The sequence below is a fragment of the Rhizobium sp. F40D2 genome (genome assembly GCF_051810745.2).
Taxonomy (GTDB): Bacteria; Pseudomonadota; Alphaproteobacteria; order Rhizobiales; family Rhizobiaceae; genus Rhizobium.
This window is the reverse complement of sequence record NZ_CM131436.1, coordinates 1,455,814-1,480,964: the sequence shown is the minus strand read 5'-3', so window position 1 is coordinate 1,480,964 and position 25,151 is coordinate 1,455,814. Positions and strand designations below refer to the sequence as shown.

Below are 25,151 nucleotides of genomic sequence, written 5' to 3'. Positions count from 1 at the left end.
AGAGGCTACGCGATACTACGCGGATTGCCCGCCTAATGGTGGTATCGTGGCTTATTCTGGAGGATAACGACGGTCCATTGAGCCAAGACTTCTCAAGGGGCGGAGGAGACCATCATGCCAATCAAGATGGAGGCGCCGCGTGTCGTCGCCGAAGTCGGTTCCACCGTCGCAGTCGTCGCAGGACAAGTCCCACCCGGCACATCGCAAGCGCTGCCTCGCGAGGCGCCGATTGCCTTGCGTGAGGAAAACAGCCAGCTGCGAATGGATTGGATCCGGCAACTCCACGAACACATGCCGGACGCGGTGTTTTTTATCGGTGACGGTCATAGAATTTCAGCTTGCAACAAGGCTGCGGTCGCAATGTTTGGCTATGAAGAGAGCGAATTGATCGGCCAAAAAATCGGCTTTGCCTGGCGTTCGACACCGAATGTTCAATTGAATGGACGCTGGGCAGACCAGGGGGCGGTGCGCGCCGGTCTGGCGATTACCAAGAGCGGAATTCAATTTCCGGCCGCTCTTACGATTATCAGGAAGCATGACGAAAAAGGCGCCTTCACGGCAGCGATTTTCGAGGACTTTCGAACAGAGCGCGAGACCTTGGAGCAAGTTCAGGAGCTGCAGCGTCAGATTGCCCGTCTGGCGCGAATGACTGAACTGGGAGAGATGGCATCCACGCTCGCCCATGAACTATCCCAGCCGCTGTCCTCAATCGCAGCTTATTCCGAAGGATGCGGGCGCCTTGTCGTGAGCAACCGTCGCCAGGGCGGTGAAGAGCTTCGCCAAGCGCTGTCGGAAATTACGCAGCACGCGCTCTGGGCAGGAAGTATCGTCCAGAACGTCAGAGAATTCGCAGAGCGTGGTGCTGCCGAAACGAAACCCGAGGCGATGCACGAGCTGATCCATAGGGCGACAAGGCTCGCGCTCATTGGGTCGCGGCGAAAGGACCTTCACACCGACCTTCGGCTCGAAGCCGTGCAGGACACCGTCCTTGGAAACCGCGTTCAGATCGTGCAGGTGCTCACGAACCTCGTTCGCAACGCCCTGGAGGCGACCGAGTGTGTTGAGCAGCCCTCGATTGCGATCCGGACAAAAATAGATGATTCCTCGCATCTCGTTGTTGAGGTATCCGATAATGGCTGCGGGATTGCGGCCGAAATGGAAGAGACGCTGTTTCGCCCCTTCGTATCCGGCAAACCGCATGGCCTTGGAATGGGCTTGGCGTTGTCCAAGCGCATTATCGAGGCGCATGGAGGCCGCATAAGCGCGCGTCCAAGAACGGAGAGCGGTTCAGTCTTCTCGTTCTCGCTTCCGCTGGTGGAGACCAAAACCGATGGCGAACGACCTTACGATCCATCTCGTCGATGACGAGGAAGCGTTGAGACGATCTTTGACGTTCCTGCTGGTGTCGGCAGGTTTTGCCGTGCGGGCGCATAGCTGCGCAAAAGCATTTTTGGATATTCTACCTCTTTCGGGCAGAGGCTGCCTTGTGACGGATCTGCGTATGCCTGATATCGACGGCATCGAACTGCTCCACCACCTGCGCCAATTCAGCATCGACATTCCGGCGATCGTCATTACCGGCCAGGGCGATATCGCGGCAGCCGTTCAGGCGATGAAGGCGGGGGCTTCGGATTTCCTGGAAAAGCCTGTCGGGGAGGGGGCGTTGATCGCGGCGATCAATGTGGCAATGGGGCAAAGGCGGCCGGGCCGCGCAGTTGCCGATTGCGAAAGCGTCGCGGCACGCGTTCACCAGCTCACGGACCGCGAACATCAGGTTTTGACCGGCGTGCTCGAGGGTTTGCAGAACAAGATGATCGCCTATCATCTCGGCATCAGCTCGCGCACGGTTGAAGTCCACCGTGCCAACGTGATGGCCAAGATGGGAGCTCGCAATCTTGCAGAACTCATGCGCATGGCCATCGCCATCGATGCGGTTGAGCAGTCAGCCGAAACCGGGCGGCTCTCGGCGGTCAATGCCTGGCCAGCCTTCGCCCGGTAATTTCGAAAAACGATGCTTGCAACTGGAAGCTCCTGCGATATGATGATTTAGAAAATGCTTACATAATTGCGTGATCTAATCGTAGGGGCGATCGTGAGAAACGCAACAAACATCGATGTATTCAGCAGTCTTGGACCGACGGCTGAGGAAATCTGCCGCCAAGTCGAGCGAATTCTGGCAAGTGAAGAATTTCACGCGCCGAAGCGCGCGCGAAATTTTTTGGAATTTGTCGTCAACGAGACGCTCGCTGGTCGATCGGGCTTCCTGAAGGCGTTTACCATTGCTAATGTGGTTTTCGGTCGGGAAGCGTCATTCGACCCTCAGAACGATCCGGTCGTCCGGATCGAGGCGGGGCGAATCCGAAAGGCCCTGGAACGTTATTATCTCGTCGCCGGCCGGGCGGACGACGTTATTATTACGGTGCCGAAAGGCGGCTACGTGCCGCATTTCGAATATACCCGCGATGCGTCGGTGCCGTCTCCGACCGAAGGAGACCCGGCAAACGAGCGGATCGCAGAGTTCGCGGATCAAAGTCATTCGCCTCGAGAGACGCGCGGTCCGCCGATTGCTGGTGGCCTCACAACCGGTTTGCTGACCATCCTTATTCTTCCTCTTCTCGCTCTTGCATCGGCATTTTTTGTGGTGCGAGGTGACCCTATCAGGCCATCGCCGTCGCAAGTCTCCCCGCCAACGGTCGCTGTCGAGCTTTTTGCAGAAAGCAGCTCCATCGATACCAGTTCGGATATCGCCGGGGGTCTGAGAGACGATATTATCGGCCGGCTTGCCCAGCTCGATGACATCGTCGTGGTCGCCGATCCGCCGGCGGGCGATCATGCGGCTGCTGCCGACTACGCGCTTCAGGGCAACGTCCAGATGGACGGAAGCCGGTTGCGCTCGGTTGCCAGGCTGGTGCGTCAGGCAGATGGGGTAGTCATATGGGCCAATAATTTCGATGCCGATCTTCGCGCTGAGAATAAGCTCGGGATTCAAACAAATATCGCCCGGCAAATCGCCGGTGCGATAACGCAGGCCCAGCGCGCCGCCATCTTTCAAGCCGACACAGCCGTGATCGCGCGGGCGGCGCAGAAGGCGGACCTGGACGCCCACGCCTGTACCCACGCTTATGACAGCTATCTCCAGGCGATGACGGCGCAAAGCCACGGCGCGGTGCGCGACTGCCTGCAACGGGCGACCCGGCGGACCCCCGATAATGCGACGTCATGGGCGCTCTTGTCCCTGGTCTATCTTGATGAAATGAGATTTCGCTACAGGCTCGGTACGCCGTCTTCGGCCGAACCCCTCGCATTGGCAACGGCTTCGGCGCAGCGGGCGGCATCGCTGGCGCCGGACAATCCCCGCGTGCTGCGTGCCGTTATGCTGGTAAACTTCTTCCGGGGAGATATCGACAAGGCACTGGCGGCCGGGACGGCAGCCTATGCCGCGGATCCGCATGATGTGGAAGTCGCGGGAGAGTACGGTTTGCGATTGGCGATGTCGGGAAAATGGCAATCGGGTTGCGAGTTGATATCGATCGCGCTTGACAAGAATGCCGGCCCGAGAGGCTCTTACGAGGCCGGTATGGCGATGTGCGCCTTTATGAAAGGCGATATCGAAGCGGCGGAACAATGGTCGCGACTATCGGATCTCGATTTCAATCCCATGCGCCACCTTGCCTTGCTGTCCATTCTCGGCGCCGCGGGGAAAATTGACGAGGCCAGGCTGGAGCGGGATTGGCTCCAGACCCACGCGCCGTCATTGATGACGAACATCCGCCAGGAGATTTCCTTGCGCTTGCAGCGCTCGGAGGATCAGGAAAGGTTCTTTGCCGGCCTGCGCGCCGCGGGGGTGCCCGTTGACCTGCCATCAGGAGGATGAACTGCGAGTGGATGACCGCCAGCGATCTGAAGCACCGTCGCGTGCAATACCGCTATGGAAGCGGGCCTGCGCTCAGTTTGCGGCTGCTTGAAATTTCCATAATAATCTGAGTGGCAACTTCGTCCTCGACATCGAGAATGGTTTGATCGCGCAGCTCACGATCATATTGATTTGCCCAGACGACCGCGCCGTCGGCGCCGTTGATCAGGCGGACATGCAGATGCAGAATCATGCCCTCGACAAGGGTACTTCCCTGCAGACTGAACAGTGAGCCGGTTGTCTCCATGCCGGATCGGCCGGGAGCAAGTACGACGAGGCTGTCCACTTTCATGAGCTTGGCGATCAGCTGATCGACCAGTCCCTTGGCAAAATCCACCCCGCGCGGGGTGCCGCCGAGGGCCACGAAGGGTTCGACAACGATCCTGATCTTGCTCTCCAATGTCGAGGCGGCAGGAGCGGGCGGCGTTTTCGGCGGTGAGAGGTAGGATTCGAGCGGGCGGATGAGGGCGAGTACCGCCATCGCCCCGAAGAGGGCCGGAATGCCGACCGGCAAGAGAAGATCGCGATAACTGATTGGTCGCTCATGCCCTGACTGACGCCGCTCATGCCCTGGCTGACGGTGCTTGTTCTCACGATTTGCCGGATCGGCGGCCTCAATGTTCGAGGTGTCTTCATCGCTCGAAAAATGCGGAGCATAGCCCCCTTTGGGAATGGTGATTTGCATCGGGTCGCTGCTTCCGCAGACGAGATAATATCGTTCGAGGGCGCGACGGATACGCCCCGCTTCGATGCGGACTACCGGATCGTTCTGTGCATCAAAGGAGGCATCACGGCCGAATACCGCCTGTGCAATCGTAGAGGCCTTGAGCTGATCCGCGTGCCCTTCAAGCGTCTCTTCGACGATATATTGCAGGAAGCGGCGCCCGCGTTCAGGCGCAAGAAATTCCGGGCTAGCGAGGATACGATCAAGCTGCGCGCGAACGCTTTCGGCGTCTTGACGTGCCTGGCTGCCCCCTCCCACTTCCGGTGCCATCTAGACCTCCCGCGATACCGCCATATCACTCTCAAGGGGCGATAGCTTTATACACCCGTCGGTGTTCGCGTGCTTCCGTAACAATACGTAAGGGGTATCTCGAATACCGGGGGACGCAACGATTGCCTATGCTGGACGCGGATGGGGGACGACGCACATGTTTCAGGATCACGCGATCGGAAAATACACACCGGTTCCCGGCCACCACCATGGATCCGTTTCCGCGACAGCCAAAGATCAGTCGATCAAGCTCAGCGCCGATGAAACGATCTATAGCGAAGGTGAATACGCCGTTGCGATCTACCAGGTCGAAGCGGGCGTCGTGCGGATTTACCGCCTGAGTTCGAACGGCCAGCGGCACATCCTATCCTTCTGCGGCAAGGGTGAATGGTTCGGGCTCGAAAACGGCAACGTGCGAACCGATTTTGCAGAGGCTATTTGCGAAACGCGGGTGCGACCGTTTCCCACCAACCAGATCGCGATCGTCCCCATCGACCTTCTGCAAATTGCCCTGACGAATCTGGCAAAGGCGCAATGCAAACAACTCATCATCAGCGAGCAGAGCGCCTTGAAGCGCCTTGCCGCCTTCGTTCAGGAGATGGCCGACCGCCATCCCGAGGATCCGGAATTCGATATGATGATGTCTCGCAGCGATATCGCCGACTATCTCGGGTTGACGGTCGAAACGGTTGCCCGCTCTTTCACGAAGCTCCGAGAAAAACGCGTCCTTCGTCTTGCCGGCAAATCGCAACGGATTGTTCGGCTTCTCGACCGAGATGCGCTCATCGCCTTGGCGATTTAGCAATCCGGCGTCCTTTCGTCTGAACAACGCGGCGCTGCAGTCATAACGGAAGGATTGAAACATGACACATGCGTCCCGCCGAGTATCGATCGGATTGGCCAAAAAAGCTCTTGCTCGCTTGGTCGTCGTCCCAGTCTTGGTAGCGATTTTTCAATTGCCCGCCACCCATGCTGAGGACGATCCTTTCTCTCAGCTTCCATTGGTCATCCATTGCAAGTACAATGAAACCTACCATGCCTTTTACATATCGCGTGTCTCGCGGGACGGCGTGGCGACTTATGTCGCATCCGACCGGATCGCCGGCACGATTAGGCTGGATGGACAGGCAAGGGCAATCGGCGGTGCCGGCGGTGGCAGCTGTGTAGGCAAGACGCTGGTGGAGCTTCGTGCATCGCATCAGGCCTATGATCTGAAACCTTAGCGCCTTTCATCCGCTTCGCCGTCGACGTCACTTTGCCGGCGTCGTCGCGTTTGCCGCCTGCTGCGTGCGGATCGCTTGAGCGGCGGCTGCCACTCCGCCGCCCTTGTCGTCGCCTCCGACTTGCACCGTCGGTTGCGCGAATGCGATGCCGTTGGCGAGGAACACCTCGCGAATCTTGGCATAGGCTTTGCGGCGGATATAGGTCTGCATGCCCGGCACGGTGGTCATGGCGAAGCTCAACACGATGCCATAGTCGCCGAACTGCTCGACGCCCTTCATTTTCAGCGGCTCGAGGAAGTGTTGGCCAAGTTCAGGATCTTCGATCAGATCGGCTCCGACCTTCTTGGTCAGCTTGCGTGCTTTGTCTATATCGGTATCGAAGCCGACGGTGATCCTGAACTTGTCGATCACCCAGTCCCGGCTCATGTTCTCGACAGCACCCAGTTCACTGAACGGCACGGTGAACACCGGGCCGCGATGATGGCGCAAACGAACCGAGCGCAGGCTGAAGCTCTCAACCGTCCCCTTATAGTCCTTGGCCTGAATATATTCGCCCACCCGGAAGGCGTCGTCCAGCATGTAGAACACACCGTTGATGATGTCCTTGACCAAGGTCTGAGAGCCGAAACCGATGGCAACACCGAAGATGCCCGCTCCCGCGATCAGCGGACCGATCTGTACACCCAGTTGCGCCAGCACGATCAGTCCCGCCATGACCGCAACAGCGACGGCCAATGCATTGCGAAAAATCGGCAGAAGTGTGCGAAACCGCGCACGCCGGGCGGCATCCGCCGGCGCGAGTGATGTTGTATCCGTCGATACGCGCAACGTTCGGTCGATCCAGCCCCGCGCCAGCTGCCAGAGAAGGTCGGCAACCACGAGGATGAGGACGCTTTTCAGGCCACCGTAATATAATGCGGCAATCGTCGGGTCGCGCTGGCCCAGAGTGTCTGGATTGAGATGCCAGATGAGCGCCAGCCACCCCACGGCAAGGATGATAACCGCGGTGCGTGCGCCTCGGGCGATCAGGATGCCGCGTAGGCTGCCTGGATCGCTGGTGAAGGATAGTGCTAAGCGACCGACGGCTTTCAGGAGTCCCGGCAACAGAAGCGCGTAAATGCCGATCCAGAACAGGCCTTTCATATTGAGGCACCAAATGAGCCACAGGACGACGAGGTAGGCCGTTATCGCGGCTTTCCAGGTGCGGCTGCCTTCCCAGATCGACCACACGGCCTCGATCCCAAGCAGCAGCACGATCACCGAGAAACAGTAGCTGATAGCAATGCTGATCTCAGGAGAAACCCCAAGTGGCTCGCCGACGGCTGCGGTGGCAAGCGCAAAACAAATAAGCCCGAACAGGATCAACAGCCTGCCGCGCAGGCCAGACCCCATTGCCGCCGCGGACAGAAGCGCAGCCGCCAATCGAAACAGGATAAAGGCCGAAAGATAGGCAAGGAGCGTCACCCGCGCGAGCGGCGGCCATTCCACTGCGAAAAAGACGATGCCCATCGCTCCTGCAAATATGCCGACCGGGATAAGCCGGCCAAGAAATGCCTCGCGGCGCGCGGTAAATCTGCGATACACCGCCTCGGCGGCGAGACCGAAAGCGACCAGGCCGCCGAATATGACGAAGACGGGCGCATAGCCTCTTCCGGCAGCTTCGCGCCTCGCTCGTGTTGCCGCCGCCGTCACCTCTGCCGGGATCGCCGGAATCGCCGCCAGAATTGCGTTCACACGTCCGCGCGCGCCGGCCTCCCACCGGGCCAAGGCCGAATTGCCCGCCGGTGAAGCAGGTGTCACAGGCGCACTCTCCGCCTTGCGGCTATCCAGCCAGGCCTTCACCTCGGGATCCTGCAGCAGGCGCACGAGGTCGTCGATCTTCTGCTGCGGGCCCGCTGGCGGCGTCTGCGCCAGAGCACTTAACGCGAAGAGAAAAGCGGCGGTGAAGGAAAGAAGCCATTTCAACCTGGAACTCCTCACTGCGTCAGCGTCTGCTGCTTCAGGTCGCCGTCGAGCGTCTCATTGGCGGATCGCGGCGGTCTCTTCCGCATGATGGGCTGTTCGATGATCGCAACCGGCGCCGCGGCGGCGGTCGCGGCAACAGTGCCGATAGTCGATACCGTTCCGCCGACGACGGCCGTAATGCCCTGGCCCAGCGTAACTTTGGAATCGGTCAAGGTCTGGCCAGTCATGAGGCGTTGGCCGATGAGTTGGACGATCTCGGGACTTTCGGCGAATTTGCCGTGATTGAGCTTGTCGTTGGTCTTCACCTTCGTCAGGTCGATGGCGGTGATGCCGGCTTTTTCCAGCTTCGAGCGGTAGGGGTCCTCGGCCGGATTGATCGCGCCGAGGCGGGAAACGCGTCCGCTAATGAAGCTCGAAACCGCAAGAGCCTTGTCGTCCTGGGAGACGAAGATCGTGAATTTCGGACGCGGCTCACCCATCTCCACATATTGTTTGGCGAAGACTTGGATGTCGATATCGGGCGAGGCCAGGATGACGTTGTGGATCTTCGAATTGACGTGACCGTCACGTATCCCCATCTGCCGGAGCGATTCCATGGCAAGCCACGTTCCCATCGAATGGGCCATGACGGTGATGTCCTTGACGTCGGGGTCGGCTGCCAGCGTGCGGAGCGCCTGCTCCAGCGCCGTACGCGAATAGTTCGTACTTTCCTTGTCGTATTGGTAGGCCGTGATCTCTGCTCTCGACGGCCAGGTGAACAGGACAGGCGTCGCCTGCATCTTGCTGTCGTGCACCAATTGCGCCAGCCTGAAGACGGAATCCTCATAGGTATTGTTGAAGCCGTGGATGAAGACGAGCGCATGTCCGCCGTGCACATGTTGCCGGAACCAGACGCGGCCCTGCGCCACGGTGTCGATCGGCTGCACACGGGTGACGGCAAAGTCGGTGGCCGGATCGGGCGGAAGCCGCTTCGGCCACTGCACAGTGCCGGCTTCGCGCTTTTCCGGGATCGAAATCGAGATCTGCGTCAGATGCGGCTTGGAACTGCGCTCGCCGTTGAAGAGCGTCGCAGGGTTTCCGGAAGGCTCACGCGTGGTCGCAACCAGCATGTCGACCCTGGATGTCGGCGGGATCGGCGATGAAGACAATGAGGTTGAAACCGGCGTCATCACGCCGCCCGGATGCCCGCAACTTGCTAGAAGAAGGAAGAAAAAGAGCCATGCTACGCTTTGCCATTCACGCATCCAGCAATCGCCCAATAGGGGCATTCCGAGCCTGGATACTAGCAGGCGGGCTATATCGGCGCCTGTAGCATCACGTAATATCTGTGGCTTTCAAGACAATCGAGATCATCGATCGACAAGTCCGATCCAGCCCGAGTGAGCTGCCGAGGTCTCTTTAGTCTAAAACCCGTCACATCGTCTTTGCCAACTCCTCAATCAACAGCATGTATATTTGCTGCCGGAATTTCAGTGATTCGGCCTCAGGACCAACAGTCATGACCAGAGTAAGACGCCGCCGCCTCATCCGTACCCGACGAACCCTGACGGGGGTTGGCCTGGTCGGCTCGATCTCGTTTCTTGCCGGCATGACGGATGCGACCGGACTGCTGCTGACCGGCGATTTCGTTTCGTTCATGACCGGCAATACGACGCGGGCGGCGCTCGCCCTGAGTGACGGCAATCTCTACCATGCGGCGGTGCTGATCTCCGCCATCCTGGTTTTCGTGCTCGGCAATGCGGCAGGCATCGTCATCGCGCATGTCTCCGAGCGCCGCATTTTCGTGGTGCTCGGCTGTGTCGGTCTCGTCCTGGCGCTCGCCTCGATGATGACGATGCAGGGCCTTCTGCTCGCCGGCTTCTACATGATCGCTTTCGCCATGGGCATGGTAAACGCTGCCGTCGAGCATATCGAGGGACTGCCGATCGGGCTGACTTATGTTACAGGCGCCTTATCGCGCCTCGGCCGCGGCATCGGTCGCTGGATCATCGGCGATCGCCATATCGAATGGACGATCCAGATCGTGCCCTGGGGTGGCATGATGCTCGGGGCGATCGCCGGCGCCGTCCTGACGCGGCTGACCGGTGCGCACGCGCTGTGGCTGGTGTCTCTCTTCGCCATGGTGCTCGCACTTGCCGCCGTGTTCATTCCGCGGCCGCTTCAGCGGCGCTTCAACCACAGGGTGGCGCCACGTCGACCGGCCGTCGCGCGGGCGAAATAAAGCCGTCGCATTCCTGTTACCGTCGAATCGGATAGGAAGGACCGCCGCCCATCCACAAGGAGTAGGTATTGTTCCTGATTTCGAAGCTTGTGTGGATTTTCGCCCAGCCGCTGTCGCTGGCATTCTTCCTCGTCTTCCTTGCCCTCATTGCCGGCCTGCTGCGCTGGCGGACGTTGAGTATCCTTAGCGCAACGGGTTCGGCCCTCATCCTCTTCGTCACGCTCTACACCACGGCCGGAAACCTCATGATGCAAGGCCTCGAGCAGCGCTTCGCAAAACCCGCCGCCGACCCCGATAGCCTGCAATGCATGATCGTGCTCGGCGGTGGCTTCGAAAATGAGGTGAACACGGCGCGCCGCGGCATCGAATTCAACGCCGCGGCCGACCGTTTCGTCGAAGCCCTGCGGCTCGCGCAGAAATTTCCACAGTCGCGCATTCTGGTGTCAGGCGGCGACGGCTCCCTCTCGGGCGTCTATGAAGGTGATGCGGCAGCATCCGAGCGCTTCTTCCCGCTCTTCGGCGTTGGCAGGGATCGCCTGATCGAGGAGAGGCAGTCGCGCACCACCTTCGAAAACGCCGTCAACACCAAGGAATTCCTGGCAAGCCAGGGGCTTTCCAATTGCCTGCTGATCACCTCGGGCTTCCATATGCCGCGCTCCGTCGGCATCTTCCGCAAGCTCGGCATCGATATCGTCCCCTGGCCGACCGATTATCGCACCGACGGTCAGGTGAAGGCGGGTTTGGATTTCACCCAGCCGAACCTCAACGCGCAGAACATAGCGACGGCGATCCGCGAATGGTACGGCCTGGTCGGCTATTATCTCGCCGGCCGGACCTCGGAGCTTTATCCGCGCTGAGTTACTTTTTTGAAATGGTGACGAACTTCGTGCCGCGAACGCGCGCGGTCACGATGCAGGGATCACCTTCGGTGCGGTCGCAGAACCGCGGATGCATCTTCATCGCCAGGACCATGTTGCCGAAGCGCTGGACGAAGTCGTAGCCATAGATCTGCGCCGTCGCGATCATGAAATAACCGCCCTCGGCGACCTGCAGGTAGAAATTATAGGTGCAGCCGTCGTCATTGCATTGCGGCCCCTTCTGCCCGTCGCAGGTCAGCAGGCCCTCGTTGACCACGGCATCGATCAGCCCGTCATTGTTGATGTCCTGCCGGGTGACGAAGCCATCGGCGAATTCGGCCGTCTTGCATTGCTCCTGGAAATGTTTCTTCTCGTAGATCTCCGGATCGGAGATCAGCGATTGCTGGCCGAAGGCCACAGCCGGCATGATCACCAGCAGGAGAATATTCAGAACGGCGAACACCAGCGTTTTCACGGCTTTCCTCTTTTGGATAAGGCTCTGCAGCCCGATGCATGTCGCCCACAAAGTGTGCAGCGGTTTTTGATCAACGACATGCATCAATAAAGACATTATCTTTATGGCCGCACCGCCTTGCGCCGCCCTTGCCGCCGTGGTTTTTGGTGAAATATTCCGTGGTTCCGGGGTTCGCATGTCCTTGCTCGTCTATCTCGATTACGCCGGCATCGCACTGTTTGCCGCGACGGGCGCGCTCGCCGCCTCGCGCAAGCAGCTGGACCTGATCGGTTTTCTATTTTTCGCCATGGTGACGGGCACCGGCGGCGGCACCGTGCGTGATATCGTGCTTGGCCGCGTGCCGGTCTTCTGGGTGCTGAACCCGGCCTATATCGTCGTCTGCTGCGTCGTGGGCGTCGTGGTTTTCTTCACCGCCCACCTGCTGGAATCGCGCTATCGCCTGCTGATCTGGCTGGATGCGATCGGTCTTGCCGCCTATTGCGTGCTCGGTGCCGCCAAGGGGCTCGCCGCCACCGGCTCACCGACCATTGCGATCGTCACCGGCACGCTGACGGCGACCTTCGGCGGCATTCTGCGCGATCTGATGGCAAACGAGCCCTCGGTGCTGCTCAGGCCGGAGATTTACGTGACCGCCGCCCTTATCGGCGCTAGCGTTTTCACGCTCGCCAATGCGCTGGGAATGCCGCTCTATCTGGCGTCTGCCTGCGGCGTCGTGGCGGCCTTTGCGGTGCGCGGCGGCGCCCTATGGTTCGGCTGGACCTTCCCGACCTACAGGCACAAGCCCGGCCGGCACCCCGACGATGTCATGTGACGGGCGCGTCAGGCCTGTTTCGCCCGCAGCCGGATCACCACGTCGACATGGGCGATTTCCATGCCTTCAGGCGGCTCCGGCAGATTAGCGATCGTAAGGTTGCTGACGGGAATATCGAGCACCTCGTTTTCGCCTTCGACGAAGAAATGGTGGTGGTCGGAAACATTGGTGTCGAAATAGGTCTTGGCGCTCTCGACGGCGAGAACGCGGATGAGGCCGGCTTCGGTGAACTGATGCAGCGTGTTGTAGACGGTTGCCAGTGACACTGGCACGCCGGCGGCAACCGCCTCCTCATGCAGTTCCTCGACCGTCAAATGCCGGTCGCCCTTGGCAAACAGGAGATCGCCGAGCGCGACGCGCTGGCGGGTAGGGCGCAGGCCCGCGCCGCGCAGCCTGACCTCTATGGCGATCGGGAGTGCACCCGTCATCAAGACCAACTCCGGTTATTCCTGCATAATTCAATCATGTTTCTTCAAGGGGTATAACTTTTGCACAGGAGCCTTTCAATAGTTCAATGGGGACAAGAGCCTGATAAACGCCGCCAAAACCGGCTTTTAACGCAAATAGGTCTGGTCGGAGCCCTGGCCTTCCTGTATGCGACCACCAAATAATAGCGCAAGCTTGGTCCGGGAGCATGAATGAAGCTGCCTTGCTCGCGCTTCATTTTCTGAAGAACTTGGACTACACGTTCACATCCATGGGCTCACGCGGGAGGGAAAAGAAACTTTATGACGACCAGACAGTCCAGCTTCTCGTACGACGAACTTATCGCCTGCGCACATGGCGAGCTGTTCGGGCCCGGCAATGCGCAGCTTCCCCTGCCGCCCATGCTGATGGTTCACCGCATCACCGATATTTCCGAAACGGGCGGGGCTTTCGACAAGGGGTATCTCAGGGCCGAATACGACGTACGCCCCGACGATTGGTATTTTCCCTGCCATTTTGAAGGCAATCCGATCATGCCGGGCTGCCTCGGCCTTGACGGCATGTGGCAGCTGACCGGCTTCTTCCTGGGCTGGCTCGGTGAGGAGGGCCGCGGCATGGCGCTTTCGACAGGCGAAGTGAAATTCAAGGGCATGGTCCGCCCGCACACGAAGCTGATCGAATATGGCATCGACTTCAAGCGCGTTATGCGCGGCCGCCTGGTCCTCGGCACAGCCGACGGCTGGCTGAAGGCTGACGGCGAAACCATATATCAGGCGGCCGATCTTCGTGTCGGTCTCTCGAAAGACAAGACGGCCTGAACCGCATCTTGAGCGGCTCACGAAACAAAAAAGGTTTGATCAGATGAGACGGGTAGTTGTCACGGGTCTGGGTATCGTGTCCTCGATCGGAAACGACGCCGCCGAAGTCACCGAATCCTTGCGGCAGGCAAAGTCCGGTATCTCCTTCTCCAGCGATTTCGCAGAGCACGGCTTCAAGTGCCAGGTTTGGGGCAGCCCCAAGCTCGGCGCTGCGGAGCTCACCGAACTGGTCGATCGCCGCGCCATGCGCTTCCTGTCGCAGGGCGGCGCCTGGAACCATGTCGCCATGAAACAGGCGCTTGCCGATTCCGGGCTGGAAGAGAAGGACTACGCTCAGAACGAGCGCACCGGCATCATCATGGGCTCCGGCGGCCCGTCTACCCGCACCCTGATCGAGGCGGCCGAGATCACCATCAAGAACAACAGCCCGAAGCGCATCGGTCCCTTTGCCGTGCCGAAGGCGATGTCCTCGACCGCATCGGCCACGCTCGCCACCTGGTTCAAGATCCACGGCGTCAATTACTCGATCTCGTCGGCCTGCTCGACATCGGCGCATTGCATCGGCAACGCCACCGAGATGATCCAGTGGGGCAAGCAGGACGTGATGTTCGCCGGCGGCCACGAGGATCTCGACTGGACGATGTCCAACCTCTTCGACGCCATGGGCGCCATGTCCTCCAAGTACAACGACACGCCCGATAGCGCCTCGCGCGCCTATGACGTCAACCGCGACGGTTTCGTCATCGCCGGCGGTGCCGGCGTGCTGGTGCTCGAGGAACTCGAGCGCGCCAAGGCCCGCGGCGCCAAGATCTATGCCGAAATCGTCGGCTACGGCGCAACCTCGGACGGTTATGACATGGTCGCCCCCTCGGGCGAGGGCGCCATCCGTTGCATGCGCCAGGCGCTCGCCACCGTCAAAGGCGAGGTCGACTACGTCAATACCCACGGCACCTCGACGCCGGTCGGCGACAGCAAGGAAATCGGCGCCATCCGCGAGGTGTTCGGCGCCAAGATCCCGCATATCCAGTCGACCAAGTCGCTGACTGGCCATTCGCTGGGTGCGGCCGGCGTGCAGGAATCGATCTATTCCCTGCTGATGATGCAGCAAGGCTTCATTGGCGAAAGCGCCCATATCACCGAGCTCGATCCCGAATTCGAAGGCGTGCCGATCGTGCGCAAGCGTATCGACGATGCGAAGATCGATATCGCCCTCTCCAACTCCTTCGGCTTCGGCGGGACGAACGCCACGCTCGTCTTCCAGCGCTATAACGGATAATAAAATGACTGGAATCATGCAGGGTAAGCGCGGCCTCATCATGGGTGTCGCAAACAACCACTCGATCGCCTGGGGAATTTCAAAAGCTCTTGCCGCACAGGGTGCCGAACTCGCCTTCACCTATCAGGGCGATGCGCTCGGCAAGCGCGTCAAGCCGCTTGCAGCCGAAGTCGGCTCGGATTTCGTGATGCCCTGCGACGTCGAGGACATCGCCTCGGTCGATGCCTTGGTCGATGCGATCGAAGGACGCTGGGGCAAGCTGGATTTCATCGTCCACGCCATAGGTTTTTCCGACAAGAACGAGCTGAAGGGTCTCTATGCCGATACGACGCGCGAGAATTTCAGCCGCACCATGGTCATTTCCTGTTTCTCCTTCACCGAGATCGCCAAGCGCTGCGCGCCGTTGATGGAAGACGGCGGTGCGATGCTGACGCTGACCTATAACGGCTCGACGCGGGTCATTCCGAATTACAACGTCATGGGCGTCGCCAAGGCAGCGCTCGAGGCTTCGGTGCGTTATCTCGCCGCCGACTACGGCCCGCGCGGCATCCGCGTCAACGCCATATCGGCCGGCCCGATCCGCACGCTCGCCGGCGCCGGCATCTCGGATGCGCGCGCGATCCTTTCCTGGAACCAGCGCAATGCGCCGCTGCGCAAGACCGTCACCATCGACCAGGTCGGCAATTCGGCTCTCTACCTGCTTTCCGACCTTTCCGCCGGCGTCACCGGCGAGATCCATTTCGTCGACGCCGGCTTCAACGTCACCTCCATGCCGACACTGGACACGCTGCGCAGGGCGGACGTGGAGTAGACGCTCCCTCGATTTGAAATGTAAAGGCCGTGCGCAGTTGATGCGCACGGCCTTTTTCTATCGATGGAATGCTTGGTATCGAGGTCGGCTGGGGCCTATTTCTTCGCCCAGAGCACCTTGAAGCGGGCGTTGCGGCAGGTTTCGCCGCTTTCCCTGAAATTCGCCGCCAGAACCGGCTCGTAGGGCAGGCCGCGATTGGCGACCAGCATCAGGCGGCCGCCGCCGCGTAGCGCAGATGCGGCGGTCTTGATCATTGCCTGGCCGAGCGCCGGATCGGCGGCGTGCCCTTCGTGGAAGGGCGGGTTCATGATGACGAGATCGTATTTGTCCTTGACCGGCTCGCCCGCCAGATCGTGCCAGAAGAAGCGCGCAGGCGCGTTCGGGCAGTTCTCCGCCAGATTGTCCCGCGCAGCCTCCAGAGCCGCGTGATCGGCCTCGTAAAGGTCGAGGCGGGTCAGTCCACGCGACCTCTGTGCCAGCTCGACGGAGAGATAACCCCATCCGGCGCCGAAATCCGCCGCGTCGCCGGTAAAATCCTGCGGCAGGCGCGAGGCGAGCAATTCCGACCCGGCATCGATCCGGTCATGTGAGAACATGCCGGCGGTCGCATGGAAACGGCCGTCGACGCGCACCGGCGCCTTTGCCAGCTTCGAGACGATCACGTCGGCATCGGCAGGGCGGCCGAACCAGAAGGCGACGCCGTGATATTTCGGCATATGGTCGATGGCGAGGCCGAAGCCTTCGAGGCGCTTGCGCAGCGGCTGGATGCCGTCTTCCCTGGCGCCGGCGACGACGATCAGGCCGCCGACCCGCGTGCGGGCGATGGCCGCGGCAAGATTAGCCTCGTTCTCGCCCTTGTGCTTCGTGCAGAGCACCAGGGCGGCATCGTAGTCTTCGCCGTCGATCTCGGGCTTTGCTTCGATCCGCTGCGCCAGCAACTGCCGATAGAGTGGCCGGAAACCCTGGACGGCGCTGAGCGCGGCGGCAAAACCTTCCGGCAGCGCAAAGCCTGCCTCGGCGCCGAGGAAGAGCACGCGCTCGCCCTCGTCGGGCGCCGCGACTGTGCCGCTGGCAAAGGGATGGAACAGGGTCTTCAGCGTTTCGCGGCTCATGGGTCTCGTCTCGTTAAAGCTTGTCGCGCAAAAGTGTTGAGCGGTTTTGCGGCCACGACATGCGCAAAACCTGGATACAAAAAGGGCGCGGAAGATTCCCGCGCCCGGAATGAAATCTGGGAGACGCGGCTTATTCGGCCGCTTCTTCCTTCTTCTTCTCGTTCGGGATCTCCTTGCCGGTGGCCTGGTCGACGACCTTCATCGACAGGCGAACCTTGCCGCGTTCGTCGAAGCCGAGCAGCTTGACCCAGACCTTGTCGCCTTCCTTGACGACGTCCTGCGTCTTGGCAACGCGCTCGGAAGCAAGCTGCGAGATGTGGACGAGGCCGTCGCGGGCGCCGAAGAAGTTGACGAAGGCGCCGAAGTCGGCGGTCTTGACAACCGTGCCTTCGTAGATCTGGCCGATTTCAGGCTCGGCGACGATCGAGTGGATCCACTTGCGGGCCGCTTCGATTTCCTTGCCGGAAGAGGAGGCGATCTTGACTGTGCCGTCGTCCTCGATGTTGATCTTGGCGCCGGTCTTTTCGACGATTTCGCGGATGACCTTGCCGCCGGAGCCGATGACTTCACGGATCTTGTCGACCGGAATGTTCATCACTTCGATGCGCGGAGCGAATTCGCCGAGCTGGCCGCGGCTTTCGGTGATGGCCTTTGCCATTTCGCCGAGAATGTGGGCACGACCGCCCTGGGCCTGGCCGAGGGCGACCTTCATGATCTCTTCGGTGATACCGGCGATTTTGATGTCCATCTGCAGCGAGGTGATGCCGTCGGCGGTCCCTGCAACCTTGAAGTCCATGTCGCCGAGGTGGTCTTCGTCACCGAGAATGTCGGAGAGGACAGCGAAGCGATCGCCTTCCAGGATCAGACCCATGGCGATACCGGCAACCGGCTTTGCCAGCGGAACGCCGGCATCCATCAGCGCGAGCGAAGTGCCGCAGACGGTCGCCATCGAGGACGAGCCGTTCGACTCGGTGATCTCGGAAACGACGCGCAGCGTGTAGGGGAACTGCTCAGCTGTCGGCAGCATCGGGCGGATCGCGCGCCATGCGAGCTTGCCATGGCCGATTTCACGGCGGCCCGGGGAGCCCATGCGGCCGGTTTCGCCAACCGAGTAGGGAGGGAAGTTGTAATGGAGCAGGAAGCGCTCCTTGTACATGCCCGTCAGGCTGTCGACATACTGTTCGTCTTCGCCGGTGCCAAGCGTGGCAACCACGATTGCCTGCGTTTCACCGCGGGTGAACAGTGCCGAACCATGGGTGCGCGGCAGAAGGCCGACTTCCGAAACGATCGGACGGACGGTTTCGAGATCGCGGCCGTCGATGCGGCTCTTGGTGTCGAGGATGTTCCAGCGGACGATTTTCGCCTGCAGGTGCTTGAAGATCGCGCCGACTTCTTCGGCCGTATACTTGGCTTCGCCTTCCTCGGGGAGGAAGTGCGCCTTCACCTTCGCCTTGACGGCGTCGACGGCAGCGTAGCGATCGGCCTTCTGGGTGATCTTGTAGGCTTGGCGAAGTTCGCCTTCGGCAAGGCCGAGCATCTCGTTTTCGAGAGCGGAATAGTCTTCCGGCTGGAAGTCGCGCGGCTCCTTGGCGGCTACTTCGGCGAGCTTGATGATCGCATCGAGAACCGGCTGGAAGCCCTTGTGGCCGAACATGACGGCGCCGAGCATGACTTCTTCGTTGAGTTCCTTGGCTTCGGATTCAACCATCAGCACGGCGTCGTAGGTGCCGGCGACGACGAGGTCGAGGCTCGACTCATCCATCTCGTCAAGATGCGGGTTGAGAACGTATTCGCCATTGATGTAGCCGACGCGTGCACCGCCGACCGGGCCCATGAAGGGAACGCCGGAGAGCGTTAGCGCTGCCGAGGTCGCGACCATGGACAGGATGTCGGGGTTGTTCTCGAGATCGTGCTGGATGACGGTAACGACGACCTGCGTGTCGTTCTTGTAGCCTTCCGGGAAGAGCGGGCGGATCGGGCGGTCGATCAGGCGGGAAACGAGCGTCTCGTTCTCGCTCGGGCGTCCCTCGCGCTTGAAATAGCCGCCGGGGATCTTACCGGCTGCGTAGGTCTTTTCCTGGTAGTTGACGGTGAGCGGAAAGAAGTCCTGGCCTGGCTTCGGCGACTTGGCCGAGACAACGGTGGCGAGAACGACGGTTTCGCCGTAGGTGGCGAGAACTGCACCGTCAGCCTGACGGGCGATCTTCCCGGTTTCAAGCTTCAGCGGGCGGCCGGCCCACTCGATTTCGACTGTGTGTGTATCAAACATGACTTGTCCTTCAATGCGGGAGCACGCGCCATCGCCGATACCAAGGCGCAGCGCACAGTCGACCGCAAATAATGTGACGTATCACGGGCAAGACAACGGGAGGCTTTTCATCCTCGGTTCCTCGACAAATCCGAGATCCCCTGGAAAACCAGGCCAAAGCTTTGAAGAAGCCTTGGCCGAAAGCATCCGGCAATCCTGCCCCATGACAGGTCAACGGTTGGTTTGGCAGAACCGGCCCATCCGGGTCCGCCGATCTTTCCACCGCTTGCAGATAGGGCGCGGCTGGAACATTTCATCGGGAACCGTGTCCCGAAACAGGATCCGGCGGGCGCTCGGAAAGCGCCCGCCGGACAATCTTAGCGGCGGATACCCAGGCTGGAGATCAGCTTGGAATAGCGGCCTTCATCCTTCTTCTTGAGATAATCAAGAAGCGAGCGGCGGCTCGAAACCATCGTCAACAGGCCACGGCGGGAATGGTTATCCTTCTTGTGGTCCTTGAAGTGTTCAGTCAGGTTGTTGATGCGTTCGGTCAGGATCGCGACCTGGACTTCCGGAGAACCGGTATCGCCTTCGGCGGTTGCGTATTCCTTGATCAGCGCAGACTTGCGCTCAGCAGTGATCGACATCGGGTGATCCTTTCTAAGAGAGGAGATAGAGGTCGCCAAAAGCCGGGATGCCGTCCAGCTTTGGCCGTGAATGCGAGCAGGCGAACCTGACGCTGGCGCTGCCTATAAACCAATTAAGCAGCGATGGAAAGAGGGGAGCTCCCGCAGCGGTTTTCAGCGGCTCGCCAACGCCTCCCGGATCATCGCATTGTAACCTGCGGGATCCTGCAGCATGGCGAAATGGCTGGCCTCTTTCAGGATGACCAGCTTTGAGCCCGGAATTTCTTTCGCCATCATCTCGGTATGGTCGAGCTTCACGGCTTCATCGTGATCGCCGATGGCGAGCGTGACCGGCACCGTGATCTTTCCGAGATCCGCTGCCGTCCAGGCCGGCTGCGTCGCCCACATTTCGGAGATCTGGGTGACGAAGGCGTCGTATTCATTCGGCGTCGGCGACAGCTTCCGGTACTGCTCGCCGGCGACGGTGATATAGTCGTTGAAGGTCCTATTGTTCATGACGTCAGGCTTGACGCCGTCGGTCGTGACGTTGGCCGCCTGGGCAATGACGCGCGTCAGCTTTTCCGGATGGTTCATCGCCATGTCGATGCCGATGATGCCGCCGTCCGACCAACCCACCAGCGTCACCTTGCCGATCTTCAGATGGTCCAGAAGGGCTGCATAATCCGAGGTCATCAGGTCGTAGCCGAAGGGCTTTTGGCTGCGCGTCGAGCGTCCATGCCCGCGGCTGTCGGCAACGATGACGAGGTGGTCTTTGGAGAATTCGGCGATCTGGTGACCCCAGACATCGGCATTGCCAAGCCCGCCATGGATGAAGAGCATCGGCTCGCCTTCACCATATTCGGCGTAATACATCTTGATGTCGTTCACTTCAGCCATGCCGCTGGTCTTCGGCGCGGGCATCGCCGGAAAAGCCGGAAGCTCGGCCCAGCGCTCGCCGGATTGAGCGCCGGTAACGGTGAGAAACATCGAAAAGAACGTCAGCATGCCGATCGCGGTTGCGCGCATCATCATCCCCCTTGTCGGGCCGTTATGGCCCGAAAGGAAGATATCGCATCGCTACTGCCTGACAATCGTCAGCTGCATAGATTCAGGCAAAAACCCGCTTCGGGCGAAACTCGCCCTGGCCGATCTCACCGATCGCGATCAGCCTGCCGCGGGCCGTTGCATAGGCTTCGCTTTCGGCAATCGGCGCATCGCGGCCGCGCACGAGGATCGGGTTGCCCATCTTCAGCCGGTGCGCCTGGTCGTCGTTGATGACCAGGTGGGGCAGCGCCGATAGCGCCTCGCAGGTGTCGATCAGCAACGCGTCGAGGGCGGCAAGTCGCTCGTCCATGTCCTCGATCGCCTCCAGCGCCACGAGGTCTGCGAGCGGCACCATCGCTTCTTCCGCAAAAGGCGCGACGAAGGTGCGCCTGAGACCCGACACGTGGCCGTAGCAGCCGAGCTCGCGGCCGAAATCGCGGGCGAGCGCCCTGACATAGGTGCCCTTGCCGCATTCCACTTCGAAATGCGCGGTATTCGAATCCGGGCAGGCGAGCAGGGTCAGTCGGAAGATATCGACTTCGCGCGAGGGGATTTCGACGGTTTCGCCTTCGCGCGCCAGATCATAGGCGCGTTCACCCGATATTTTGATGGCGGAAAACTGCGGCGGCACCTGGCTGATGGTGCCGATATAGCCGGGCAGGATATCGCGGATCTGCTGTTCGCTGGGACGGCTGTCCGAGCTTGCGGTCACTTCGCCTTCGAGATCGTCCGTCGCCCGCTCTTCGCCCCAGCTGACCGTGAATTCATAGATCTTGCGGCCGTCCATCACATAGGGAACGGTCTTCGTCGCATCGCCGAGCGCGATCGGCAGCATGCCGGAGGCGAGCGGATCGAGCGTGCCGGCATGACCGGCCTTCTGTGCCTTATAGAGCCACTTGATCTTGGAAACGGCTTCCGTCGAGCCGAAATCCACCGGCTTGTCGAGGATCAGCCAGCCGGAAATCGGCCGGCCTTTGGGTTTGCGTGGTTTGGACATGCGTCTCTTCTGTTTATTGTTCGTCGTTATCGCCGTCGAGGTCGCGGCTCACCTCGGGCGAACGCAGTAGCTCGTCGATTTTCTTGTAGTTGTCGAAGCTGGTATCGTCGCGGAAGCGCACCTCCGGCATGTATTTCATCTGGCGAAGCTGCTGCCCGAGCCTGCCGCGGATATACCTCGCATGACGGTTCAACGCCTCGATGACGACGCTGTGGTCGGAAACGCCGAGCGGCGTCACATAGGCGGTGGCGATCTTCAGGTCGGGCGACATGCGCACTTCCGAGATCGAGATCACCGTCGCTTCGATGACATCGTCGCGCACTTCGCCGCGCTGCAGTACCTGGGTGATCGCGGCGCGGACCTGTTCGCCAACGCGCAGCATGCGCTGCGAAGGCGCGGAAGAAGTTGCTCTGGTCATTGTTATCTCTATTTGCCGATGCGGCTGGGAATCGAACCCGTCAAAGGAGAGCGTCCATGACTCCTTTGGCCGAAAAGGTCAAGCCGGCGGATGCCCGAAAGCCATCCGCCGGCTGGCGAATGGCTTTCGGAAAGCTGATGCTTAAAGCGCGGCGGTTTAGAGCGTGCGCGTGATATGTTCGACGCGGAAGCACTCGATGACGTCGCCGGCGCGCATATCCTCGTAATTTTCGAAGGCCATGCCGCATTCCTGGCCCATCGGCACTTCGGACACTTCGTCCTTGAAGCGCTTGAGGGTCTTGAGCTTGCCTTCATGAACGACGACGTCGTTGCGGATGAGGCGGACGCCGGCACCGCGTTCGACCTTGCCTTCGACGACACGGCAGCCTGCCACCTTGCCGACCTTGGTGATGTTGAACACCTCGAGGATTTCGGCATTGCCGATGAAGGTTTCGCGCCGTTCCGGAGAGAGCAGGCCCGACATTGCCGCCTTCACGTCATCCACCAGGTCGTAGATGATGTTGTAGTAGCGGATTTCGATGCCTTCGCGTTCGGCGAACTGGCGTGCCTGCGTATTGGCACGAACGTTGAAGCCGATGATGGCCGCGTTCGAAGCTTCGGCGAGCGAGATATCCGACTCGGTGATGCCGCCGGCGCCCGAATGGACGATGCGAGCGCGGACTTCGTCGGTGCCGAGCTTTTCCAGTGCGCCGGCAATCGCTTCGATCGAGCCTTGCACGTCACCCTTGATAACCAGCGGGAACTCCTTGATGCCGGCGCTCTGGCGCTGCATCATCATCTGTTCCAGCGAACCGCGCTGTCCCGACTGGCGGGCAGCCGCCTTGTCGCGGGCCAGTCGCTGACGGTACTCCGAGATCTCGCGGGCGCGGCTTTCGCTTTCGACGACGGCGAACTTGTCGCCCGCCTGCGGCGTGCCGGAAAGACCGAGAACCTCGACCGGGGTCGCGGGACCCGCTTCCTTCACGTGGTCGCCCTTATCGGTGACGAGCGCGCGCACGCGGCCCCAGACGTCGCCGGCGACGATGATCTGGCCCGGACGCAGCGTGCCCTTCTGGACGAGCACGGTCGCGACCGAACCGCGGCCACGATCGAGCTGGGCTTCGATGACGGTGCCTTCGGCAGTCCGGTTCGGGTTGGCCTTGAGATCGAGAATTTCCGCCTGCAACAGGATCGCCTCGAGCAGCTTGTCGAGGTTCTTGCCGGTTTTGGCCGAAACTTCGACGTCGAGCACTTCACCGCCCATGGATTCCACGAAGACTTCGTGCTGCAGCAGCTGGTTGCGGACCTTCTGCGGATCGGCCTCGTGCTTGTCGACCTTGTTGATCGCAACGATGATCGGAACACCGGCCGCCTTGGCGTGGTTGATCGATTCGATCGTCTGCGGCATCACGCTGTCGTCGGCGGCAACGACCAGGATCGCGATGTCGGTCGCCTGGGCACCGCGGGCACGCATTGCCGTGAAGGCGGCGTGGCCGGGGGTGTCGATGAAAGTGATCTTCTGACCGCTCTGCTCCACCTGATAGGCGCCGATATGCTGGGTGATGCCACCGGCTTCGCCGGAGACCACGTTGGCATGGCGGATGGCGTCGAGCAGCGAGGTCTTGCCGTGGTCGACATGGCCCATGATGGTGACGACGGGCGGGCGCGAAACCAGTTCGCCATCCTCGTCGGAGACGTTGAAGATGCCGAGTTCGACGTCGGATTCCGACACGCGCCTGACCGTGTGGCCGAATTCGCTGGCGATGAGCTCGGCAAGGTCGGCGTCGATGACGTCGCCCGGCTTCATCATCTGGCCTTCCTTCATCAGGTACTTGATGACGTCGACGGCGCGTTCGGACATGCGCTGCGACAGTTCCTGAATGGTGATGGTCTCCGGCAGAACCACCTCACGGGAGATCTTCTCCCGGGTTTCCTGCATCTGGCCGCGGCGGAATTTCTCCTGCCGGCGGCGCATGGCCGACAGCGAACGGCCGCGGGCATTGTCCTCGCCGTCGACGTTGGCAGTGGAGATCGTCAGCTTGCCGCGACGGCGCTCTTCATCCGTCTTCGGGCGTGTCGTGACCGGCTTTGCCGGTTCCGGGCGAACGACGCGGCCACGGACCAGGCCGCCGCGTGCGGCACCCCGATCGTCCTCTTCCTTTTCATCGCGGCGGCCGCGAACGGCGCCGGGGTGGCAGCGCCCGCTGCCGGACGGGCAGCAGCTGGTGCTCCAGCCGCATCGGGCCGGCGTGCGGCAGGTGCCGACGAAGCGGGTTGCTGCGGCCGCGGGGCGTCGGCGCGTGCTTCGGCCGGAGCCGCTGCTGCGGCTGCCGGTTCAGCAACGGGAGCGGGCGCCTCAGCCTGCCGGATAGCCTCTTCGGCGGCCCTGCGGGCAGCCTCTTCGGCCTCGGCGGCCTTGCGGATAACCTCTTCGGCGGCTCTGCGCTTTTCGTCCTCGGCGCGGCGGATCGCATCCTGGGCGTCACGCGCCTGGGCGTCGGCAAGCGCGCGGCGGCGGGCGTCCATCTCTTCAGGCGACAGATGGTTCAGCACCACCGGCCGCGGACGGTCGTTCTGGCGTGGCGCCTGGTGGGACTGCTGCGGACGCTGGTTCGCCTGGCTGTTATTGCCCTGCTGGATCCGCGGTGCCGGCGTCGGTTGTTGCGGGCGCGCCTGCACCGGCGCGGGCGCCGGTTCGGCTGCACGCACGGGAGTCGCCGGAGCGACATGTGTGATCGGCTTTTCGTCTTCCGGGCGCATCGGGCGCCGCTTGCGGGTCTCGACGACAACCGCCTTGGTGCGACCTCGACCCATATCCTGGCGAACGGTGCCCTGGCTCATCCCCGATGGTTTCAGGGTAAGCGTCTTTTTGCCCGTCACGCTGATTGTCTTGTCGTCGTTACTATCGGTCATTCGT

The 25,151-nt window shown here is 61.0% G+C and carries 22 protein-coding genes and 1 pseudogene; 11 read left to right on the top strand and 12 right to left on the bottom strand.

From position 1 onward, the window contains the following. The first annotated feature begins 114 nt into the window (after positions 1-114). From ACS4RS_RS07255 to ACS4RS_RS07245, 3 genes are all read left to right on the top strand, one after another. Positions 115-1,365 (top strand): ATP-binding protein, encoded by a 1,251-nt coding sequence (locus tag ACS4RS_RS07255; RefSeq protein WP_439011519.1) that lies wholly within the window; start codon positions 115-117, stop codon positions 1,363-1,365. After that, on the top strand, positions 1,331-1,999 hold the full coding sequence (locus ACS4RS_RS07250; RefSeq protein ID WP_439011520.1) for a response regulator: 669 nt from the start codon (positions 1,331-1,333) through the stop codon (positions 1,997-1,999). The genes ACS4RS_RS07255 and ACS4RS_RS07250 overlap by 35 nt, the downstream gene beginning before the upstream one ends. 93 nt (positions 2,000-2,092) lie before the next feature. Next, a complete protein-coding gene (locus ACS4RS_RS07245; RefSeq protein WP_439011521.1) occupies positions 2,093-3,874 on the top strand; it encodes a hypothetical protein in 1,782 nt (593 codons plus the stop codon). A 52-nt stretch (positions 3,875-3,926) separates the two neighbouring features. Here the strand turns inward: ACS4RS_RS07245 and ACS4RS_RS07240 are convergent, their stop codons facing one another. Beyond that, positions 3,927-4,907 (bottom strand): hypothetical protein, encoded by a 981-nt coding sequence (locus ACS4RS_RS07240; RefSeq protein WP_439011522.1) that lies wholly within the window; start codon positions 4,905-4,907, stop codon positions 3,927-3,929. Positions 4,908-5,064: 157 nt separating this feature from the next. Between ACS4RS_RS07240 and ACS4RS_RS07235 the strand changes: the two genes are divergently transcribed. Together ACS4RS_RS07235 and ACS4RS_RS07230 are read left to right on the top strand one after the other, a co-directional pair. Then, complete coding sequence (locus tag ACS4RS_RS07235) at positions 5,065-5,709, top strand: helix-turn-helix domain-containing protein (RefSeq protein WP_439011523.1); 645 nt, start codon at positions 5,065-5,067, stop codon at positions 5,707-5,709. Positions 5,710-5,770: 61 nt separating this feature from the next. After that, positions 5,771-6,130: a hypothetical protein gene (locus tag ACS4RS_RS07230; protein ID WP_439011524.1), complete on the top strand. Its 360-nt coding sequence runs from the start codon at positions 5,771-5,773 to the stop codon at positions 6,128-6,130. 27 nt (positions 6,131-6,157) lie between these two features. Here ACS4RS_RS07230 and ACS4RS_RS07225 read toward each other — a convergent pair whose 3' ends face one another. Further along, positions 6,158-8,095 (bottom strand): mechanosensitive ion channel family protein, encoded by a 1,938-nt coding sequence (locus ACS4RS_RS07225; RefSeq protein WP_449313932.1) that lies wholly within the window; start codon positions 8,093-8,095, stop codon positions 6,158-6,160. 11 nt (positions 8,096-8,106) lie between these two features. After that, positions 8,107-9,264, bottom strand: coding sequence for an alpha/beta hydrolase (locus tag ACS4RS_RS07220; RefSeq protein WP_449313931.1), 1,158 nt, complete (start codon positions 9,262-9,264; stop codon positions 8,107-8,109). 329 nt (positions 9,265-9,593) lie between these two features. Here ACS4RS_RS07220 and ACS4RS_RS07215 point away from each other — a divergent pair, with 329 nt between their 5' ends. Both ACS4RS_RS07215 and ACS4RS_RS07210 read left to right on the top strand, forming a co-directional pair. Continuing rightward, complete coding sequence (locus tag ACS4RS_RS07215; protein ID WP_439011527.1) at positions 9,594-10,316, top strand: DUF1275 family protein; 723 nt, start codon at positions 9,594-9,596, stop codon at positions 10,314-10,316. 68 nt (positions 10,317-10,384) lie between these two features. After that, on the top strand, positions 10,385-11,173 hold the full coding sequence (locus ACS4RS_RS07210) for an ElyC/SanA/YdcF family protein (RefSeq protein WP_439011528.1): 789 nt from the start codon (positions 10,385-10,387) through the stop codon (positions 11,171-11,173). A gap of 1 nt (position 11,174) precedes the next feature. On the opposite strand, the gene ACS4RS_RS07205 is transcribed toward ACS4RS_RS07210, so the two are convergent. Further along, the gene (locus ACS4RS_RS07205) at positions 11,175-11,648 is read right to left on the bottom strand and encodes a hypothetical protein (protein ID WP_439011529.1); all 474 of its coding nucleotides are present in this window, start codon (positions 11,646-11,648) and stop codon (positions 11,175-11,177) included. 175 nt (positions 11,649-11,823) lie between these two features. Between ACS4RS_RS07205 and ACS4RS_RS07200 the strand changes: the two genes are divergently transcribed. Beyond that, entirely contained in the window at positions 11,824-12,459 is a 636-nt protein-coding gene (locus ACS4RS_RS07200; protein ID WP_439011530.1) for a TRIC cation channel family protein, read from the top strand. An 8-nt stretch (positions 12,460-12,467) separates the two neighbouring features. Here the strand turns inward: ACS4RS_RS07200 and irrA are convergent, their stop codons facing one another. After that, positions 12,468-12,887 carry an iron response transcriptional regulator IrrA gene (gene irrA, locus ACS4RS_RS07195; protein ID WP_439011531.1) on the bottom strand — a complete coding sequence of 140 codons (420 nt, stop codon included), beginning with the start codon at positions 12,885-12,887 and terminating at the stop codon, positions 12,468-12,470. Between the two features lie 300 nt (positions 12,888-13,187). Here irrA and fabA point away from each other — a divergent pair, with 300 nt between their 5' ends. The 3 genes from fabA to fabI are packed head-to-tail and all read left to right on the top strand — an operon-like array spanning position 13,188 to position 15,790. After that, complete coding sequence (gene fabA / locus ACS4RS_RS07190) at positions 13,188-13,703, top strand: 3-hydroxyacyl-[acyl-carrier-protein] dehydratase FabA (protein ID WP_047617348.1); 516 nt, start codon at positions 13,188-13,190, stop codon at positions 13,701-13,703. A 43-nt stretch (positions 13,704-13,746) separates the two neighbouring features. Continuing rightward, on the top strand, positions 13,747-14,979 hold the full coding sequence (fabB, locus tag ACS4RS_RS07185; protein ID WP_439011532.1) for a beta-ketoacyl-ACP synthase I: 1,233 nt from the start codon (positions 13,747-13,749) through the stop codon (positions 14,977-14,979). Between the two features lie 4 nt (positions 14,980-14,983). After that, a complete protein-coding gene (gene fabI / locus ACS4RS_RS07180; protein ID WP_439011533.1) occupies positions 14,984-15,790 on the top strand; it encodes an enoyl-ACP reductase FabI in 807 nt (268 codons plus the stop codon). Between the two features lie 95 nt (positions 15,791-15,885). Here fabI and ACS4RS_RS07175 read toward each other — a convergent pair whose 3' ends face one another. From ACS4RS_RS07175 to infB, 7 genes and pseudogenes are all read right to left on the bottom strand, one after another. Continuing rightward, positions 15,886-16,902 (bottom strand): methyltransferase, encoded by a 1,017-nt coding sequence (locus tag ACS4RS_RS07175; RefSeq protein ID WP_439011534.1) that lies wholly within the window; start codon positions 16,900-16,902, stop codon positions 15,886-15,888. A gap of 130 nt (positions 16,903-17,032) precedes the next feature. Then, positions 17,033-19,171: a polyribonucleotide nucleotidyltransferase gene (gene pnp, locus ACS4RS_RS07170; protein ID WP_449313930.1), complete on the bottom strand. Its 2,139-nt coding sequence runs from the start codon at positions 19,169-19,171 to the stop codon at positions 17,033-17,035. A gap of 356 nt (positions 19,172-19,527) precedes the next feature. After that, entirely contained in the window at positions 19,528-19,797 is a 270-nt protein-coding gene (gene rpsO / locus ACS4RS_RS07165) for a 30S ribosomal protein S15 (RefSeq protein ID WP_025417456.1), read from the bottom strand. Positions 19,798-19,950: 153 nt separating this feature from the next. Next, a complete protein-coding gene (locus tag ACS4RS_RS07160; protein ID WP_439011535.1) occupies positions 19,951-20,802 on the bottom strand; it encodes an alpha/beta fold hydrolase in 852 nt (283 codons plus the stop codon). Positions 20,803-20,884: 82 nt separating this feature from the next. Continuing rightward, positions 20,885-21,817, bottom strand: a complete 933-nt coding sequence (gene truB / locus ACS4RS_RS07155) for a tRNA pseudouridine(55) synthase TruB (RefSeq protein ID WP_439011536.1) — start codon at positions 21,815-21,817, stop codon at positions 20,885-20,887. A 13-nt stretch (positions 21,818-21,830) separates the two neighbouring features. Continuing rightward, positions 21,831-22,235 (bottom strand): 30S ribosome-binding factor RbfA, encoded by a 405-nt coding sequence (gene rbfA, locus ACS4RS_RS07150; RefSeq protein ID WP_012559487.1) that lies wholly within the window; start codon positions 22,233-22,235, stop codon positions 21,831-21,833. 156 nt (positions 22,236-22,391) lie between these two features. After that, a pseudogene (infB, locus tag ACS4RS_RS07145) lies at positions 22,392-25,147 on the bottom strand (translation initiation factor IF-2). Positions 25,148-25,151: the final 4 nt, after the last annotated feature.

What these genes read in the sequence shown, in the direction of transcription:
- ACS4RS_RS07220 (WP_449313931.1), bottom strand. Translation starts at nt 9,264, where the DNA reads ATGACGCCGGTTTCAACCTCATTGTCTTCATCGCCGATCCCGCCGACA.
- fabI (WP_439011533.1), top strand. Translation starts at nt 14,984, where the DNA reads ATGACTGGAATCATGCAGGGTAAGCGCGGCCTCATCATGGGTGTCGCA.
- fabB (WP_439011532.1), top strand. Translation starts at nt 13,747, where the DNA reads ATGAGACGGGTAGTTGTCACGGGTCTGGGTATCGTGTCCTCGATCGGA.
- ACS4RS_RS07240 (WP_439011522.1), bottom strand. Translation starts at nt 4,907, where the DNA reads ATGGCACCGGAAGTGGGAGGGGGCAGCCAGGCACGTCAAGACGCCGAA.
- ACS4RS_RS07250 (WP_439011520.1), top strand. Translation starts at nt 1,331, where the DNA reads ATGGCGAACGACCTTACGATCCATCTCGTCGATGACGAGGAAGCGTTG.
- ACS4RS_RS07200 (WP_439011530.1), top strand. Translation starts at nt 11,824, where the DNA reads ATGTCCTTGCTCGTCTATCTCGATTACGCCGGCATCGCACTGTTTGCC.
- rbfA (WP_012559487.1), bottom strand. Translation starts at nt 22,235, where the DNA reads ATGACCAGAGCAACTTCTTCCGCGCCTTCGCAGCGCATGCTGCGCGTT.
- ACS4RS_RS07160 (WP_439011535.1), bottom strand. Translation starts at nt 20,802, where the DNA reads ATGCGCGCAACCGCGATCGGCATGCTGACGTTCTTTTCGATGTTTCTC.
- ACS4RS_RS07230 (WP_439011524.1), top strand. Translation starts at nt 5,771, where the DNA reads ATGACACATGCGTCCCGCCGAGTATCGATCGGATTGGCCAAAAAAGCT.
- ACS4RS_RS07235 (WP_439011523.1), top strand. Translation starts at nt 5,065, where the DNA reads ATGTTTCAGGATCACGCGATCGGAAAATACACACCGGTTCCCGGCCAC.
- ACS4RS_RS07175 (WP_439011534.1), bottom strand. Translation starts at nt 16,902, where the DNA reads ATGAGCCGCGAAACGCTGAAGACCCTGTTCCATCCCTTTGCCAGCGGC.
- pnp (WP_449313930.1), bottom strand. Translation starts at nt 19,171, where the DNA reads ATGTTTGATACACACACAGTCGAAATCGAGTGGGCCGGCCGCCCGCTG.
- truB (WP_439011536.1), bottom strand. Translation starts at nt 21,817, where the DNA reads ATGTCCAAACCACGCAAACCCAAAGGCCGGCCGATTTCCGGCTGGCTG.
- rpsO (WP_025417456.1), bottom strand. Translation starts at nt 19,797, where the DNA reads ATGTCGATCACTGCTGAGCGCAAGTCTGCGCTGATCAAGGAATACGCA.
- ACS4RS_RS07255 (WP_439011519.1), top strand. Translation starts at nt 115, where the DNA reads ATGCCAATCAAGATGGAGGCGCCGCGTGTCGTCGCCGAAGTCGGTTCC.
- ACS4RS_RS07215 (WP_439011527.1), top strand. Translation starts at nt 9,594, where the DNA reads ATGACCAGAGTAAGACGCCGCCGCCTCATCCGTACCCGACGAACCCTG.
- irrA (WP_439011531.1), bottom strand. Translation starts at nt 12,887, where the DNA reads ATGACGGGTGCACTCCCGATCGCCATAGAGGTCAGGCTGCGCGGCGCG.
- fabA (WP_047617348.1), top strand. Translation starts at nt 13,188, where the DNA reads ATGACGACCAGACAGTCCAGCTTCTCGTACGACGAACTTATCGCCTGC.